The sequence below is a fragment of the Aquabacterium sp. genome (assembly GCF_036279675.1).
In the GTDB taxonomy this organism is placed as follows: Bacteria; Pseudomonadota; Gammaproteobacteria; order Burkholderiales; family Burkholderiaceae_C; genus Aquabacterium.
In genome coordinates, this window is the sequence record NZ_DASUIS010000024.1 from 24,549 (window position 1) to 38,704 (window position 14,156).

General features: G+C 63.3%; 12 protein-coding genes and 1 pseudogene. 6 read left to right on the forward strand and 7 right to left on the reverse strand.

Features of this window, described 5'->3' with window-relative positions; translation table 11 throughout:
• Positions 1–106: 106 nt before the first annotated feature.
• Together VFW93_RS02515 and VFW93_RS02520 are read left to right on the forward strand one after the other, a co-directional pair.
• Positions 107–1,012: a fatty acid desaturase gene (locus tag VFW93_RS02515; RefSeq protein WP_329692415.1), complete on the forward strand. Its 906-nt coding sequence runs from the start codon at positions 107–109 to the stop codon at positions 1,010–1,012.
• Positions 1,013–1,117: 105 nt separating this feature from the next.
• Positions 1,118–2,137, forward strand: coding sequence for an AraC family transcriptional regulator (locus tag VFW93_RS02520; RefSeq protein ID WP_329692416.1), 1,020 nt, complete (start codon positions 1,118–1,120; stop codon positions 2,135–2,137).
• On the opposite strand, the gene VFW93_RS02525 is transcribed toward VFW93_RS02520, so the two are convergent.
• Positions 2,138–4,300, reverse strand: coding sequence for a two-component system response regulator (locus VFW93_RS02525; RefSeq protein WP_329692417.1), 2,163 nt, complete (start codon positions 4,298–4,300; stop codon positions 2,138–2,140). It lies immediately after the preceding gene.
• Positions 4,284–5,120: an Hpt domain-containing response regulator gene (locus VFW93_RS02530; RefSeq protein WP_329692418.1), complete on the reverse strand. Its 837-nt coding sequence runs from the start codon at positions 5,118–5,120 to the stop codon at positions 4,284–4,286. The genes VFW93_RS02525 and VFW93_RS02530 overlap by 17 nt, the downstream gene beginning before the upstream one ends.
• 242 nt (positions 5,121–5,362) lie before the next feature.
• Here VFW93_RS02530 and VFW93_RS02535 point away from each other — a divergent pair, with 242 nt between their 5' ends.
• The 4 genes from VFW93_RS02535 (at position 5,363) to VFW93_RS02550 (ending at position 10,003) form a co-directional block, all read left to right on the forward strand.
• On the forward strand, positions 5,363–6,241 hold the full coding sequence (locus VFW93_RS02535) for a transglutaminase family protein (protein WP_329692419.1): 879 nt from the start codon (positions 5,363–5,365) through the stop codon (positions 6,239–6,241).
• A gap of 122 nt (positions 6,242–6,363) precedes the next feature.
• Entirely contained in the window at positions 6,364–7,407 is a 1,044-nt protein-coding gene (locus tag VFW93_RS02540) for an AraC family transcriptional regulator (RefSeq protein ID WP_329692420.1), read from the forward strand.
• Positions 7,408–7,599: 192 nt separating this feature from the next.
• Positions 7,600–9,654, forward strand: a complete 2,055-nt coding sequence (locus tag VFW93_RS02545; RefSeq protein WP_329692421.1) for a CocE/NonD family hydrolase — start codon at positions 7,600–7,602, stop codon at positions 9,652–9,654.
• Between the two features lie 112 nt (positions 9,655–9,766).
• The gene (locus VFW93_RS02550; protein ID WP_329692422.1) at positions 9,767–10,003 is read left to right on the forward strand and encodes a hypothetical protein; all 237 of its coding nucleotides are present in this window, start codon (positions 9,767–9,769) and stop codon (positions 10,001–10,003) included.
• A gap of 23 nt (positions 10,004–10,026) precedes the next feature.
• Here the strand turns inward: VFW93_RS02550 and VFW93_RS02555 are convergent, their stop codons facing one another.
• The 5 genes and pseudogenes from VFW93_RS02555 to VFW93_RS02575 all read right to left on the reverse strand — a co-directional run.
• Positions 10,027–10,392 carry a RidA family protein gene (locus VFW93_RS02555; RefSeq protein WP_329692423.1) on the reverse strand — a complete coding sequence of 122 codons (366 nt, stop codon included), beginning with the start codon at positions 10,390–10,392 and terminating at the stop codon, positions 10,027–10,029.
• 11 nt (positions 10,393–10,403) lie between these two features.
• Positions 10,404–11,600, reverse strand: coding sequence for an acyl-CoA dehydrogenase (locus VFW93_RS02560; RefSeq protein ID WP_329692424.1), 1,197 nt, complete (start codon positions 11,598–11,600; stop codon positions 10,404–10,406).
• 33 nt (positions 11,601–11,633) lie between these two features.
• Positions 11,634–12,776 carry an acyl-CoA dehydrogenase gene (locus VFW93_RS02565; RefSeq protein ID WP_329692425.1) on the reverse strand — a complete coding sequence of 381 codons (1,143 nt, stop codon included), beginning with the start codon at positions 12,774–12,776 and terminating at the stop codon, positions 11,634–11,636.
• Between the two features lies 1 nt (position 12,777).
• Positions 12,778–13,953: an acyl-CoA dehydrogenase family protein gene (locus VFW93_RS02570; RefSeq protein ID WP_329692426.1), complete on the reverse strand. Its 1,176-nt coding sequence runs from the start codon at positions 13,951–13,953 to the stop codon at positions 12,778–12,780.
• 15 nt (positions 13,954–13,968) lie between these two features.
• Positions 13,969–14,156, reverse strand: a pseudogene (locus VFW93_RS02575) (acetyl-CoA C-acyltransferase); the annotation flags it as partial.

Genomic DNA, 14,156 nt, shown 5'->3' on the forward strand with positions numbered 1-14,156 from the left:
GGGGGCTCCAGTTTACGGTGTGGCAAGAAATGATCATCTTTGGCGGCCCGCCAGCGCGGCATGCTGCTTCAATGTTGCCATTCAGGATGGTGATGGCGGAGACAACATGCAGAAGAACCTCAGACCTGGCGTGCTCCAGGATGATCCCGATGCCTTCAAGGCGCTGACCACGCGGCCACAGGTGGCCTGGCCGACAGTGGGCCTGTTTGTGGCGGCCCTGAGTTTGTATGTGGGCAGCACGGTCATGGGCGTCACCGGGCGCTGGCCCGTCTGGCTGGGCGTGATGCTCAACGCGCTGAGTGCCTACTGGATGTTCACGGTGGCACACGACGCTTCGCACAACTCACTGAGTCTGTATCGTTGGCTCAACGATGGCCTGGGGCGGGTTGCCACGATGACGCTTTTGCCTTTGCCGATCTTTCGGGCCTTTCGGTACATCCACATGCAGCACCATCGTTTTTCCAACGAGCAGGATGATCCGGACTACTGGGTGGGCCGGGGCAGTGTCTGGACCTTGCCTCTGCGTTGTGCCTTGATGGATTTGCACTACCTCGTCTGGTACCTGCCCAGGCTGCCCGAGCGTCCCAAGGATGAGGTGCGTGACACGGTGCTGGCGGCGCTCTTTGGTGGCGCGGTGCTCGCCTGGCTGATCGGCCAGGGATGGGGCCTTGACGTGCTGCTGTACTGGGTGCTGCCGGCTCGCATCGCCATTACCTTTCTGGCGCTGGCCTTTGACTATTGGCCCCATTCACCCTATCTGGCCACGGACGCCGAGAACAAATACATCGCGACCAGTGTGCGAGCCGGCATGGAGTGGTTGCTGACACCCTTGCTGCTGGGACAGAACTATCACCTTGTGCACCACCTGTATCCGCTGGTGCCGTTCTACCGATACGTGCGGGTCTGGCGGGCTCGGGAGCGGTTTCATCTGGCCAAGGCGCCCTTGATCGTGTCGACCGGCAGCAAGGCGTTGAGCAAGGACGACTACCTCGCGATGCGTGGTTTGGTCTGAACTGACCCGAGTCGGGTGCGAGGGGCCGGGCTGCGACCCGTGCTGGTCAAGCCGATCGGGTTTTGGCAAGATGCGCTGCATTCACCTGCCAGAGACCTTGCCTGCATGAGTATTGCGCTGAAAGACCTGACCTTCTCCGTACGGTATATGGAGGTCATGGAGGGCTTGTTGCGTGAGCGCGGTGCGCCCATCCAGGTCTTGCTGGATGCGCTGGGCCTGAGCGAGGCGCAACTGCGCGACCCCCACCAGACGATCGACGGCCTGCAGTACCAGCGGGCCCTGCTCGCGGCCCGGCCCTATTGCCTGCCCGGCTTGCCCTTGTCCGCGCAGTACCTCGCACATGTGCCTTTGACGATCGTGGGGCCGCTGGGCCTGCTCATCATGGCCTCGGGCACATTGGGTGATGCCCTGGCCGCGGTTGAAAAATATGCAGGCGTGCTGTTCCCCGCCTACGCATTGCGTGTCGAGCGCATCAAGGATGAGGTGCATGTCGTGGTGACGAGGCTCAGCGATTTTGGTGAGGCCGATGACCTGCTGACCGAGATCGTGCTGGGCATGTTCACGCAGTTTCAGCCCTTCCTGGCCGAGCCATTGCGTGACGTCGAGCTTCGCTTTCGCCATCCGGCTTCACCATGGTCGTTTGCGCCCTCAGGCGCGCTGGTTCGTGCCGTGCAATTTGGCGCAGCGGTTGACGAGGTGGTTTTTCCCAGTCAGATGTTGCGCGTCAGGACGCGCACCGGCAGCCGCCTGCTTCAGGTGGAGGTAACACGTTCGCTGGATCAGATGGCCAGGCAAGGTCTGCCTGCGCAGGCCTTCAGTCAACAGGCCAGGCGGGCCATTCGGACCTTGATGGACGCAGGCAAGGTGCTGCATGGTGATGTGCTGGCGGAGCAGATGCAACTGTCGCGTCGCACGCTCAACCGGCGTCTGGAAGAGGAGGGCACGACACTGGCCGGCTTGATCTCGGAGGTTCGGATGTCGCTGGCTGATACCTTGTTGATCACCACGACCTTGCCACTGACCGACATCGCACGGCGCGCCGGTTTCACCGAGGTGACCAACTTTTCGCGCGCCTTCAAGCGGCAGTACGGCTGTACCCCCCGCGAGCGTCGCGGGGGGCGTTGATCAGTCGTCCTTGGGAACGATGATGTTGCTGCCATCGTCCGCCGACGGGGTGGCGAGCAGGGCGTCGAAGTCCGAACCCGAGACGGGCTTGGCAAACAGGTAGCCCTGCTGTTGTGCGCAACCGTGCGCCAGCAGGAAGGTGGATTGACCTCGTGTCTCGACACCTTCGGCCACGACCTGCAAGCCAAACACACGCCCCAGTGCGATGACGGACACCGCGATGGCGCCATCACGGCCGCCGCGCCACACATCGGTCACGAAGGACCGGTCGATCTTCAACTCGTCAATGGGGAAGCGCTTGAGATAGCCCAGCGACGAGTAGCCCGTGCCGAAGTCATCGAGCGACACCTTGAAGCCCATTTCGCGCAGTTCCTGCAGGCGGGCCACGGCACGCTCCACATCGGACATCAGCAAGGTCTCCGTCACCTCCAGCACGAGCGAGTTGGGCTCCAGCCGGTGGCGCCGCAACAGGGCTTCGAGTTGGGTGCGCAGGCCGTCATCGGCAAAGCTGGGGCTCGACAGGTTGACAGACACGGGGACCAGTTGCAGACCCATGTCGGCGCGACGGCGAAGGTCTTCGCAGGCCTTCTCCAGCACCCAGTCCGTCAAGGGCAGGATGAGGCCGGACTCTTCTGCCAGCGGGATGAACTCGCCGGGCGACACCATGCCGCGGTCCGGATGCTGCCAGCGCACCAGGGCTTCAGCGCCTGTGATGCGGCCGGTGCCGGCATCGACCTTGGCCTGGTAGTGCAGGCGCAACTGGCCTGCCGTGATGGCATGGCGCAAATCGCTTTCGCGTGCCAGCCGCGCACTGGCGCGCACGTTCATGGCTTCGTCGAAGAAGCGGTGCTGGGCCCGTCCTGCCGACTTGGCTGCATAGGCCGCCTGCTCGGCGCAGCGCGTCAGGCCTTCGGCGTCGGCGGCGTCCCGCGGGTACAGGGCAATGCCGATGCTGGCCGTCAAGACCAGCTCGTGCTCGTCGATGGCGATGGGCTCGGCGATGGCCTTGAGCAGGCGGTCCGCCACCAGCGTGGCCTGCTTCTCGTCGGCGATATCGACCAGCAGGAGCGTGAAGGCATTGGCGCCCACGCGAGACAGCATGGACTCATGGTTGGGCGGCCTCGTTTCCATGGCGAGGTCGGATGTCCGGATGGAGGCTTTCAGGCGCGCAGAGATCAGCCGCAACACGGTGTCACCCTGGGCGTAGCCGACGGCATCATTCACGCTCTTGAAGCGGTCCATGTCGACGTAGACCATGGCGCAGCCCGCGCCCAGTCGGGCCGAGCGATCCAGGGTGGGGCCGACCAGCTCATTGAAGAACTGGCGGTTGGGCAGGCCGGTCAGCACGTCGTAATGGGCCAGGCGCTTGATGCGCTCTTCGGCCTCCACGCGATCCGTGATGTCCTGCGTGATGCCTTCCACGGCGACCTGTCGGCCGTTGTGGTCAATGACCACGGCCGCCTGCTCGAACACCGTGCGGGCCACGCCGTCGAAGCGGTGGATCACGAAGGTGCGCTGGTAAGGGCGACCTTCTTCCAATGCAGCTTGCCGCATGGCACGGATGGTGTCGCGGTCGGCGCTGCCGATGCGCGACAGGAAGTCCTCGGGCCGCGCGCGTGCCACCACCTCCGGTGGCACGGCCAGCACCCTGGCCAACTCCGGCGAGCAGAGGAAGCGTTCGCCATCGGCCTTGAGCTCCCAGCTGCCCATGTTGGCGATGTGTTGCGCCCGCTCCAGCCGCTCGTGGCTGCGCATGGCGGACTCGATGGCCAGGCCGGCGCGCAGCGAATAGCGCACACGGTGAGACAACAAGGTCCAGTTGATGGGCTTGGAGATGAAGTCGGTGGCGCCGGCTTCATAGGCCTGCTCGATGGACGTGCTGTCGTGCAGACCGGTGAGCATCAGGATGGGCACGCGCTCGCCGCGTGGCGACTGCCGCACATGTTTGCACACCTCGTAGCCATCCAGCTTGGGCATCATCACGTCCAGCAGGAGCAGATCAAAGGGCGTCTGCTTGACTTGCTCCAGCCCCTGGATGCCGTCTTCCGCCTCGCTGACGTCAAAGCCGGCGTGCCGCAAGGTGTTGGCCGCCATGCCGCGCAGCAGGGGGTCGTCATCGATGATGAGCAGACGAGGAGGGGTGGAGTCAACAAGGTTCAGCATGGTGGTACTGCGCTTTCTGAACGGGGGCATGTTGTCGGCCGAGCAGGGTGCAAAGCCTTTCGAATTCGGTGTCGAACTGCGGCGGGAGGTGGGCCATGTCCTGGTGGCCGAAGCGCAAGTGGGCTTCGGCATTGGCTGCGCAGGCGGCCATGGCGAAGGCGCCTACCGCCGCGCTGGATGATTTCAGGCTGTGCGCGGCCCGCTGCGCCTTCTGGGTGTCACCTGTGTTGGCGGCCTGCCGGATGACGGACAGCAGGTCGGGCAGGGACTTGAAGTACATGTCCAGCACGATCTGGCTGTAATGGGGTTGGGAGCCATCCGCCACCATGGGCAGGGCCGCCAGCACGCCGGGGTCGAAGATCTGGGGGGCGGCAACGGGCGTGCATGATTGACCCGCGGCCTGAGTGGGATCGTCTGCATCGGTGCCCGCTTTGTGGCGCCCCCAGTGCTCGACCGCGGTCATGAGGTTGTGGATATCGACCGGTTTGGTCAGAAAGTCGTTCATGCCTGCGGCCAGGCAGGCATCTCGGTCGGTGACGAAGGCTTGCGCCGTCAGGGCGATGACGGGAATGGTGCGCCCCAGGGGGCCGGCGGTACCGGCGCGCAATTGCCGCGTGGTTTCCAGGCCGTCCATGTCGTCCATGCGGCAGTCCATCACCACGAGGTCATGAACCGACTTTCGCACGGCATCCAGTGCCGCTGTACCGCCATCGACTGCCGTGACCTGGTGTCCGAAATGCCGCAGCATCTGGCAAACCATATCGCGGTTCACGATTTCGTCTTCGACAACCAGCACGCGTATCTGCGCTTGTTGCTGCATATCTCTCCCACATGCCTCTTGATCCATCCGAGTGCTGGTATTCGGCAGGCAGCGGGGCAGACTTGAGTTTGTTGAGTTGATTTCCGCCTTTCAGGGGACAGATTGCGAATGGCGCGAATATGTGGCCGGCTATATATAAGCTGACCCAGTATTTGTGGGGGTATCAGAAAAGGTTTCTTGCCCTTTGCGCGTAATAGGACTAGAAGGAAGAGTGGTCACGCTTTGTGACCATGGAGAACTACTTGGTCCGAATTGAACTGTCCATTGACCTGCTTTATGAAGTTGCCCCGCCGGGCGCAGATTTCGTCTTCAACATCCACTGCGCCCACACGCGCAGCCAGATCCTCTATCGTGAACAATTGCAGATAAGCCAGCAGGTGCTGCCGCAGATCTTCACGGATCCGGTCACGCACAACCGCTATTTGAGGCTGAGTGCCTGGGCGGGCTCTCTCGCCGTGAACTACAGCGCGGTGGTCGATCTGCACCACCATCTGGCCATGCCGGAGCAGATTGCCGAGGTGCCCGTGGCGCGCCTGCCGCCGGAGGTGCTGTCCTACATTTACCCCAGCCGATATTGCCAGTCAGACCGATTGGGGCCGCTGGTCATGGCCGAATTCGGTCATTTGCCACAAGGCTATGGTCGCGTGGTGGCCATTCAGGACTGGGTGCGCCGAAGGGTGAAGTTCGAGTCCAACAGCACGAACAGCAACACCTCGGCGCTGGACACGCTCAACGATGGCCGCGGCGTCTGCCGCGATTTTGCGCACTTGATGATCGCGCTGTGCCGGGCGCTCAACATCCCGGCACGTTTTGCCACGGGTATTGATTTCGGCTCCGACCCGATCCTCGGGCCCACGGATTTCCACGCCTATGTCGAGGTCTTCCTCGGTGGGCGCTGGTACATCTTCGATCCGTCCAACACGGCCATTCCCATGGGCTTTGTGCGCTTCGGCACCGGGCGGGATGCAGCCGACGTGTCGTTCGCCACCATCTTCGGCTCGGTCCAGTCACCCGCGCCGCGCATTCAGGTCAAGGCGCTGCAGGATTCGTCGGCACAGTGGGAGATTCCCTGGCGCAGGCCTGAGGCCATCTCGACGGATGCACCCCTTTCATGGCCTTAAGGTTGGGGGTGGCTAGGGAAATCACCCATCGTTGCGCGTGAACCGGTGGACGCAATGCAAGCAGACTAGGGGCATCCGGCGGGGGTTTTTTCCCGCCACCCAAGTTTCTGCCCCTGGGTCCCATGCACGTTTCGCCTGTCAACCTCAAGATCCTGGCCTACACACTGGAAGTCGAAGGCTTCGACTCCAGCAAGGTGCTGCGCCATTGCGGTCTGGGTTCGAACGAAGCGCTCCCTGAGGATGGCGAATGGTTGCCGGTGGACCTGTTCGACCGGATGATGGCCGCAGCCATCGACGTGACCGGCGACCCGGCTTTCGGGCTGGTGGCAGGCAAGAGCCTGGCCCTGATGCGCTATGGCGTGATCACACCGCTGGTGCTGTCCGCACCCAGCCTGCGGCAGATGCTGGACGACATACGGCGTTTTGCCGTGCTCTCTGTCGAACGCTCCGAGGTGGAGCTGGATGAGTCCCGCCAGGCGTCCCGGCTGTCGATTCGACCGGTCGTCAGTCGTGGGCTGAGTGGCCCTTTTCGTGGTGATCTGGTGGCCACCTCGGCCTTGCAGATGCTGCGCTTTGCGGGAGCGTCGCAACAAGACATCCATCAGGTCGAGTTGAGCCACCAGCCCTTGCCCGAGCACGAGCACCGCTACCTGTCCACCTTCGGGCCGCGTACCCATTTCGGTCGCCAGACCAGTGCGATCAGCTTCAACCCGGTGTTGCTGGATCAGCCCATGCCCTCGCATGACCCGGTGGCCTACACGGCGGCGCGGACCCGTGCCGATGCCGCGCTGGCAGCGATGCATGCCGGATCCGATATGGCCGACCAGGTTCGTCAATGGTTGTTGAGCGCCTTCCCGCGTTTGCCGACCGTGGCCGAAACCGCCACCCATCTGGGCATGAACGAACGCAGCTTCCGCAGGCAGTTGAGCATGCTGGGCGCCAGCCACGCCGAACTGACGCAGGAGTGCCAACGCCTGGTGGCCGAGCGCATGTTGATGGAGGGGCGACTGTCCCTCAAGCAGATCGCCGACGAACTGGGCTTCTCATCCGTTCACAGTTTCCACCGTGCCTTCCGGCGCTGGTCGGGCCTGACACCCTCAGCCTGGCGAGAGCTCCGCGTGGCCACACCGGTCAGGGCCGGCGCGGTGCAGGCTGCGGCCTTGTGAGCATCAGGGAAAGTCTTGGGCGCCAAGGCCAATACGTTGGTCAATTCGGCTATTGGTCGGGTTCGGTTTGATTCCTAGCATGGCGCTTCTGGTTTGACGCCATTTCATCGCGTGTCCGCTGCCTGGCTACCGATCGGCAGCGAGCGAGTGATCCGCCAACCTGAGACGAATGCCAATTCAAACGGAGACAACATGCCGACATCATCCAAACGCGCGACTGACTCTGCACTGCGTGGCCTGGTCGCCGCCCTGGTGACGATGGGGGTGGCAGCCAGTGCTGCCGCTCAGACCACCACACTGGGCACACGTGGCAGCACCAGCCAGTACAACACCGCGATCACCACGAATGCCGGCAGCACGTGGAAGGAATACACCCGCGCCGAGGACTACACCGACTCCACCACGCTGCCCCTGCAGTTCATCACCACCGCCAAGGGGCAGAAGATCGCCGTGCTGGTGTCGGTGCCGGCCGATGCCAAGGGCAATCCGGTGGCGGGCAAGTTCCCGGTCATCCTGACGCAAACGGCCTACCGCATCGACCTGGGCCAGTTGCTGGGCTCCGTCTCAGGCACGGGCAACACCTTGCTGGTGGGCGGCCAGGACAAGTTCATGAACAAGCGCGGCTACATCTCGGTGGCCGTGGACGTGCTGGGCTCCGGCATGTCGAGCGATGAAGCGCAATTGCTGGGCGCGGCAGAGCAGGCCGGTTACGCGGAGGCCGTGAACTGGGTGACGCAACAGCCCTGGTTCAATGGCCAGTTGGGCCTGGCAGGCACCTCTTACCTGGGTATCACGAGCTTGCTGACCGCCAAGCAAGGCAACCCGGCCGTGAAGGCCGTGTTTGCGCAGGTGCCGATGGGCGACTCCTACCGTGGCACGGTGGGCGTGGGCGGCTTGTTGAACGCGAAGTTCATCAGCCTGTGGCTGCCTTTGACGCAGTCATTGAGCGTGGGCAACAGCCTGGCCATCAGCAACAACCCGGCGTACGCCGATCAGATCAAGGCCGCCAACCAGCAGCACATTGATGCCGTTGACAGCTGGTACCTGCCTACGGTGGCCAACTCTCTGGCAGGCCAGGCCGGTTATGCCACCGATGACGGCGACTTCTGGTCCGTTCGCTCGCCGCTGGAAGGTGCCTCGAAGATCAAGGTGCCGACCTTCCTGGTGGGCAGCACCAACGACATCTTCCAGCGTGACGAGCCGCTGCTATACGAGCAGATCAAAAAGAACGCCAACACCAAGCTGGTGATCGTCAAGGGCTCGCACATTCAGGCGGTGCTCAATGCCTCCAGCGGCGCCAACACGACAACGGCCAAGGGTGCGCCAGGCTCCGCTTCGCTGATGCTGCAATGGTTTGACCAGTACCTCAAGGGCATCAACACGGGTGCGGCTGAGTTGCCCAACGTGACCCAGTATGTGGAAGGCTACGGCACCCTGGGTGCCAGCAAGTTTGCGCGCGCCACCGATTGGCCACATCCCCAGATGACCCCACAGCGCATGTACCTGCGTGGCAACATGAGCTTGAGCACGCAAAAGCCCACCACATCCGAGGCTTCGCACACCGTGGCTGAACCGGCTCCGGCCGTGGTGACCTACAACAAGAGCAGCAGTGGTGACACGGTGCAGGCCAGCGTCACCATCAACGACGGCAGCGACTGCTCCAGCAGCTTCGTGCAGTGGTCTCTGGGCATGGCCGGCCTGTTGCCAAAGGCCTGTTATTCGAACAGCGCGACGGTCGAGAAGGACCAGAAGGCCTTGATCTTCCAGACCCCGACGCTGACCAGCGACCTGTACATCAACGGCCCCATTCAGGCGGATATCTGGATGAGCACCACGAAGACCGAAGCCGCGGTGGCCGTGCGGGTGGACGACGTGGATGCCTTCGGCATTGCCACACCCATCACCACCGGGCTGTTGGCAGTGAGCCATCGTGCGGTGGATCCCACCCGTTCGCGCTATGTCAAGGGCGTGATGATCCAGCCATGGCACCCCTTCACCGAAGCCGCCAGGCTGCCAGTGATTCCTGGCCAGCCCATGCTGGTGCCGGTTGAAGTGTTCCCGGCCGCGGCAGTGATCCGCAAGGGGCACAAGCTGCGCATCGCCATCAGCGCCAGCAACCAGGCTCAAGGTGTGTGGCCCGCGCCGCAGCAACTCAAGGCCAGCGGCAACATCAGCACCATCCTCAACAGCGCCAGCTACCCGTCCAGCGTGGTGTTGCCCGTGGTGCCGACCAGCGCCCTGAACTGATCATCCGCGTTGATTGAAGGAGCCCGCAGGGTGCGCCTTGCGGGCTCTTTGCATTCCGGGTATCGCGGCATGCCCGACAATCCAGCCTTGGCCAATATGCTGGAGAACGCCCTTGAAAACCTACGACATCGAAATTCAGCGTCTGAAATCCGCCCGACACAGCCATGGCTTGATCGAGCTGGGTGTGGACGTGCTGGTGCAGCCTCGTTCGCCCAAGGACGACCAGGCCGCCATCAGCTGTCTGTCGCTGGCCGTGGACGATGCCCGCACGCTGCTGATCCTGCTCAAGCAGCAGATCGCCGAGATCGACAAGCTGAACCCGCGCAGCCGGCGCTCAGGCCGCTGTTGAAGCGGGGCCGGCCTTGATGCGCATCAGGCCAGGGCGGCGGTGACGATGACTTCGATCTTCCAGTCCGGATGGAGCAGCGGTGCCTGAAAGGTGGCGCGCGGTGGGGCCGTGACGCCCTGAAACCAGGCTTCCCACACGGCGTTCATCTCGGGCACCTCGCGGATGTCCTTGACGATGACCTGGGCCATCAGGATGCGGCCACGGTGGCTGCCTGCCGCCTTGAGCAGCACGTCGATCTGATCGAGCACCTGCTGCGTCTGGCCGGCCATGTCGGCGCTGGTGTCGGTGGGCACCTGCCCAGCCAGGTACACGACCTGGCCGTGGATGGCCGCATCCGAGTAGCGGGGTTCGGGGTTGAGGTACTGGATGGGGGATTCGGTATGGACCATGTGTGGGGATCTCAGAAGAACGCCTGAATACCCGTTTGCGCACGCCCCAGGATCAAGGCATGCACATCATGCGTGCCTTCATACGTGTTGACCACTTCGAGGTTGACCAGGTGACGCGCCACACCGAACTCGTCGCTGATGCCGTTGCCGCCCATCATGTCGCGCGCCAGGCGGGCGATGTCCAGGGCCTTGCCGCAGTTGTTGCGTTTCATGATCGAGGTGATCTCGACAGCGGCCTTGCCTTCGTCCTTCAAGCGGCCCAGGCGCAGGCTGCCTTGCAGGCCCAAGGCGATTTCGGTCTGCATGTCAGCCAGCTTTTTCTGGATGAGCTGGTTGGCAGCCAGAGGGCGGCCGAACTGCTGACGATCGAGTGTGTACTGGCGGGCGCGGAACCAGCAGTCTTCCGCGGCGCCCATGGCACCCCACGAGATGCCGTAGCGGGCCGAGTTCAGACAGGTGAAGGGGCCCTTGAGGCCGCGCACTTCCGGGAAGGCGTTTTCTTCCGGCACGAAGACATCGTCCATCACGATCTCGCCGGTGATCGAGGCACGCAAGCCCACCTTGCCGTGGATGGCGGGTGCGCTCAGGCCTTTGAACCCCTTTTCCAGCACGAAGCCTCGGATGTGGTCCTTGCCATCTTCGTTGAGCTTGGCCCAGACCACGAACACATCGGCGATCGGCGAGTTGCTGATCCACATCTTGCTGCCACGCAGCGTGTAGCCGCCATCGACCTTGTTGGCACGCGTGATCATGCCGGCGGGGTCGGAGCCATGATTGGGTTCGGTCAGGCCAAAGCAGCCGATGTACTCGCCGCTGGCCAGCTTGGGCAGGTACTTGCGCTTGGTGGCTTCGTTGCCGAATTCGTTGATCGGCACCATCACCAGCGACGATTGCACGCTCATCATCGAGCGGTAGCCTGAATCGACGCGCTCCACTTCACGGGCGATCAGGCCGTAGCTCACGTAGTTGAGGCCGGCGCCACCGTACTCGGTCGGGATGGTGGCGCCCAGCAGGCCGAGCTCGCCCATCTCGCGGAAGATGGCCGGGTCGGTCTGTTCGTTGCGGAAGGCCAGGGTGACGCGGGGCAGCAGCTTGTCTTGCGCATAGCTGCGGGCCGCATCTTTGATCATGCGCTCTTCCTGCGTGAGCTGGTCGTCCAGCAGCAGAGGGTCGGCCCAGTTGAAGGTGGCTTGTGATGAGGTGCTCATGGGTGTCTCATGGAAAGTGCGCAGCGTGATGCGTCATTGTGCGTGATGCCCGAGCGCGATGAAACGCGCCAGGTGGTGATCTTCATCGCCCAGTTGGTGGTCGATCATGACCAGGCGTTTGGCGTAGTGCGACAAGGGCAGTTCCCAGGTCATGCCAATGCCGCCGTGCAACTGGATGCATTCTTCCGCCACCAGGGTACCGATGCGCCCGATGCTGTATTTGGCAGCTGACAAGGCGCGTTCGCGGGTGAGGCGGTCTTCAGCGCTCAGTGCGGCGGCCGCATTGATCACGGCCGAGCGGGCCTGTTCGATCTCCAGCAGCAGATCCGCCATGCGGTGTTGCAGGGCCTGGAAGCTGCCGATGGGTACACCAAACTGCTTGCGTGTCTGCAGGTACTCGATGGTGGCTTGTTTGGCCACCTCCATCGCGCCGAGTGATTCGGCACATAGCGCCAGCAAGCCACGGCCGATGGCGTGTTCCAGCGTGGGCAGGCCCTGGCCTTCGACGCCCAGCAGGTTTTCCGGTGGCAGGGTCACGCCGTTCAGTGTCACCTCCGCTACGCGGCCGCCGTCGATGGCCTGGTAGCCGCGCAGAGTCACGCCGGGCGTGTCGGTGGGCACGATGAACAGCGAGATGCCGTGCGCATCATCAACCTGGCCAGCGGTGCGCGCCGAGACGATCAGGAACTGAGCCTGATCGCCACCAGCCACCACGGCCTTGTGGCCATCGAGCACCCAGCCTTCATGCTGGCGTGTGGCTGTTGTTTGTACGCGCTGGACTTCGTAATGCGACGCGGGTTCGTCGTGCGCCAGTGTGGCCAGCACCTCACCGCTGATGATGCCGCCCAACAAGGCCTTCTGGCTGGCGTTGCCGGCATGTGCCAGGGCACTGCCCGCCAGCACGGCACAGGTCAGGAAGGGCTCGACCACCAGGCCGCGCCCCAAAGCCTCGAACACCACGGCGATGTCGAAGCCCGTGCCACCAAAGCCGCCGTCGGCCTCACTGAACAAGGCGCCGATCACGCCCAGTTCGGCAAACTGGCGCCATTGCGCCGCGCTGTAGCCTTCGGGCGACTGGGCAATGGCCATGCGGGCTTCGAAGCCGTATTGCTCGGCCACGTAGCGGTTGAGTGTGTCCGCCAGCATGCGGCGGTCTTCGGTGTGTTCAAAGTTCATGTCACAACCCCAGGATCATCTTGGCGATGATGTTTTTCTGGATTTCGTTGGAGCCGCCAAAGATCGACAGCTTGCGGTTGTTGAAGTACTGGGCCGCTGCGTAGCGGGCCTCTGGCTGGCCTGGCGCTTCACCCTCTTCCACAAAGGACCGGGCATACGGGCCCATCGCACGGCGCAGCAGGCTGTTGAGTTCCTGGCGGATCTCCGTGCCCTTGATCTTCAGCATGGAGCTTTCGGCGCCAGGTGCACCGCCTCCGGCCACGGCCGCGATCACGCGCAGGTTCGTGGTCTTCATGTTCTCCAGATCGATCTCTACCCGCGCCATGCGGGCCGCAAACAGCGGGTCTCGCGACAAGGGCAGGCCGTGCTTCATCACCCGATCGGCGACCACCTTGAGCCGCTCCAGGGCCGCCACCGAGAAGCCCACGCCGGCGATGTTGGTGCGCTCATAGGTCAGCAGGAACTTGGCGCAGGTCCAGCCCTTGTTCTCTTCGCCCACCAGGTTTTCAACGGGCACCTTCACATCGGTGAAGAACACTTCGTTGACCTCGTGCTCGCCATCCAGCGTGATGATGGGCCGCACCTCCACACCGGGCGTGGCCATGTCGATCAGCAGGAAGCTGATGCCTTCCTGCTTCTTGGCTTCGCGGTTGGTGCGCACCAGGCAGAAGATCATGTTGGCGTGGTGGCCCAGCGTGGTCCAGGTCTTCTGGCCATTGACGATGTAGTGCTCACCTTCCCGAACAGCCGTGGTCTTGACCGAAGCCAGGTCCGAGCCCGAGCCTGGTTCGGAGTAGCCCTGGCACCACCAGTCCGCACCGCTGAGGATGCGCGGCAGCCAGTACTGCTTCTGCGCTTCACTGCCGTACTTGATGAGCACCGGGCCCAGCATGTTCACGCCGAAGGGCACGGTGCGCGGGCAATACGCCAGCGCGCATTCGTTGTCGAAGATGAACTTCTGCACGGCGTTCCAGCCAGGGCCACCCCAGGCCTGAGGCCAGTGGTTGGCCAGCCAGCCTTGCGCATGGAGGAGGGCGTGCCATTCTTCGTGATCGGCCTTGCTCAGGTGTTGACCGTGGCGCACCTTGTCCGTCAGGCGTGCCGGAACCTTGTTGGCCAGAAAGGCGCGAACCTCTTCGCGGAAGGCCAGTTCAGCCGGGGTAAAGTTCAAGTCCATGATGCTGTGCCTTGATCAGAAGATTTCAAAGAGGCCGGCTGCGCCCATGCCACCGGCGATGCACATGGTCACCACCGCCCACTTCACGTTCGAGTTGGTGGCTTTGCGGCGTCTGCCTTCCAGCAGCACATGGCCGACCAGGCGCGCACCCGTCATGCCGAAGGGGTGCCCGATCGAGATGGCGCCACCGTTGACGTTCAGCC

What these genes read in the sequence shown, in the direction of transcription:
- VFW93_RS02520 (WP_329692416.1), top strand. Translation starts at nt 1,118, where the DNA reads ATGAGTATTGCGCTGAAAGACCTGACCTTCTCCGTACGGTATATGGAG.
- VFW93_RS02540 (WP_329692420.1), top strand. Translation starts at nt 6,364, where the DNA reads ATGCACGTTTCGCCTGTCAACCTCAAGATCCTGGCCTACACACTGGAA.
- VFW93_RS02565 (WP_329692425.1), bottom strand. Translation starts at nt 12,776, where the DNA reads ATGAACTTTGAACACACCGAAGACCGCCGCATGCTGGCGGACACACTC.
- VFW93_RS02570 (WP_329692426.1), bottom strand. Translation starts at nt 13,953, where the DNA reads ATGGACTTGAACTTTACCCCGGCTGAACTGGCCTTCCGCGAAGAGGTT.
- VFW93_RS02555 (WP_329692423.1), bottom strand. Translation starts at nt 10,392, where the DNA reads ATGGTCCATACCGAATCCCCCATCCAGTACCTCAACCCCGAACCCCGC.
- VFW93_RS02525 (WP_329692417.1), bottom strand. Translation starts at nt 4,300, where the DNA reads ATGCTGAACCTTGTTGACTCCACCCCTCCTCGTCTGCTCATCATCGAT.
- VFW93_RS02515 (WP_329692415.1), top strand. Translation starts at nt 107, where the DNA reads ATGCAGAAGAACCTCAGACCTGGCGTGCTCCAGGATGATCCCGATGCC.
- VFW93_RS02560 (WP_329692424.1), bottom strand. Translation starts at nt 11,600, where the DNA reads ATGAGCACCTCATCACAAGCCACCTTCAACTGGGCCGACCCTCTGCTG.
- VFW93_RS02530 (WP_329692418.1), bottom strand. Translation starts at nt 5,120, where the DNA reads ATGCAGCAACAAGCGCAGATACGCGTGCTGGTTGTCGAAGACGAAATC.
- VFW93_RS02545 (WP_329692421.1), top strand. Translation starts at nt 7,600, where the DNA reads ATGCCGACATCATCCAAACGCGCGACTGACTCTGCACTGCGTGGCCTG.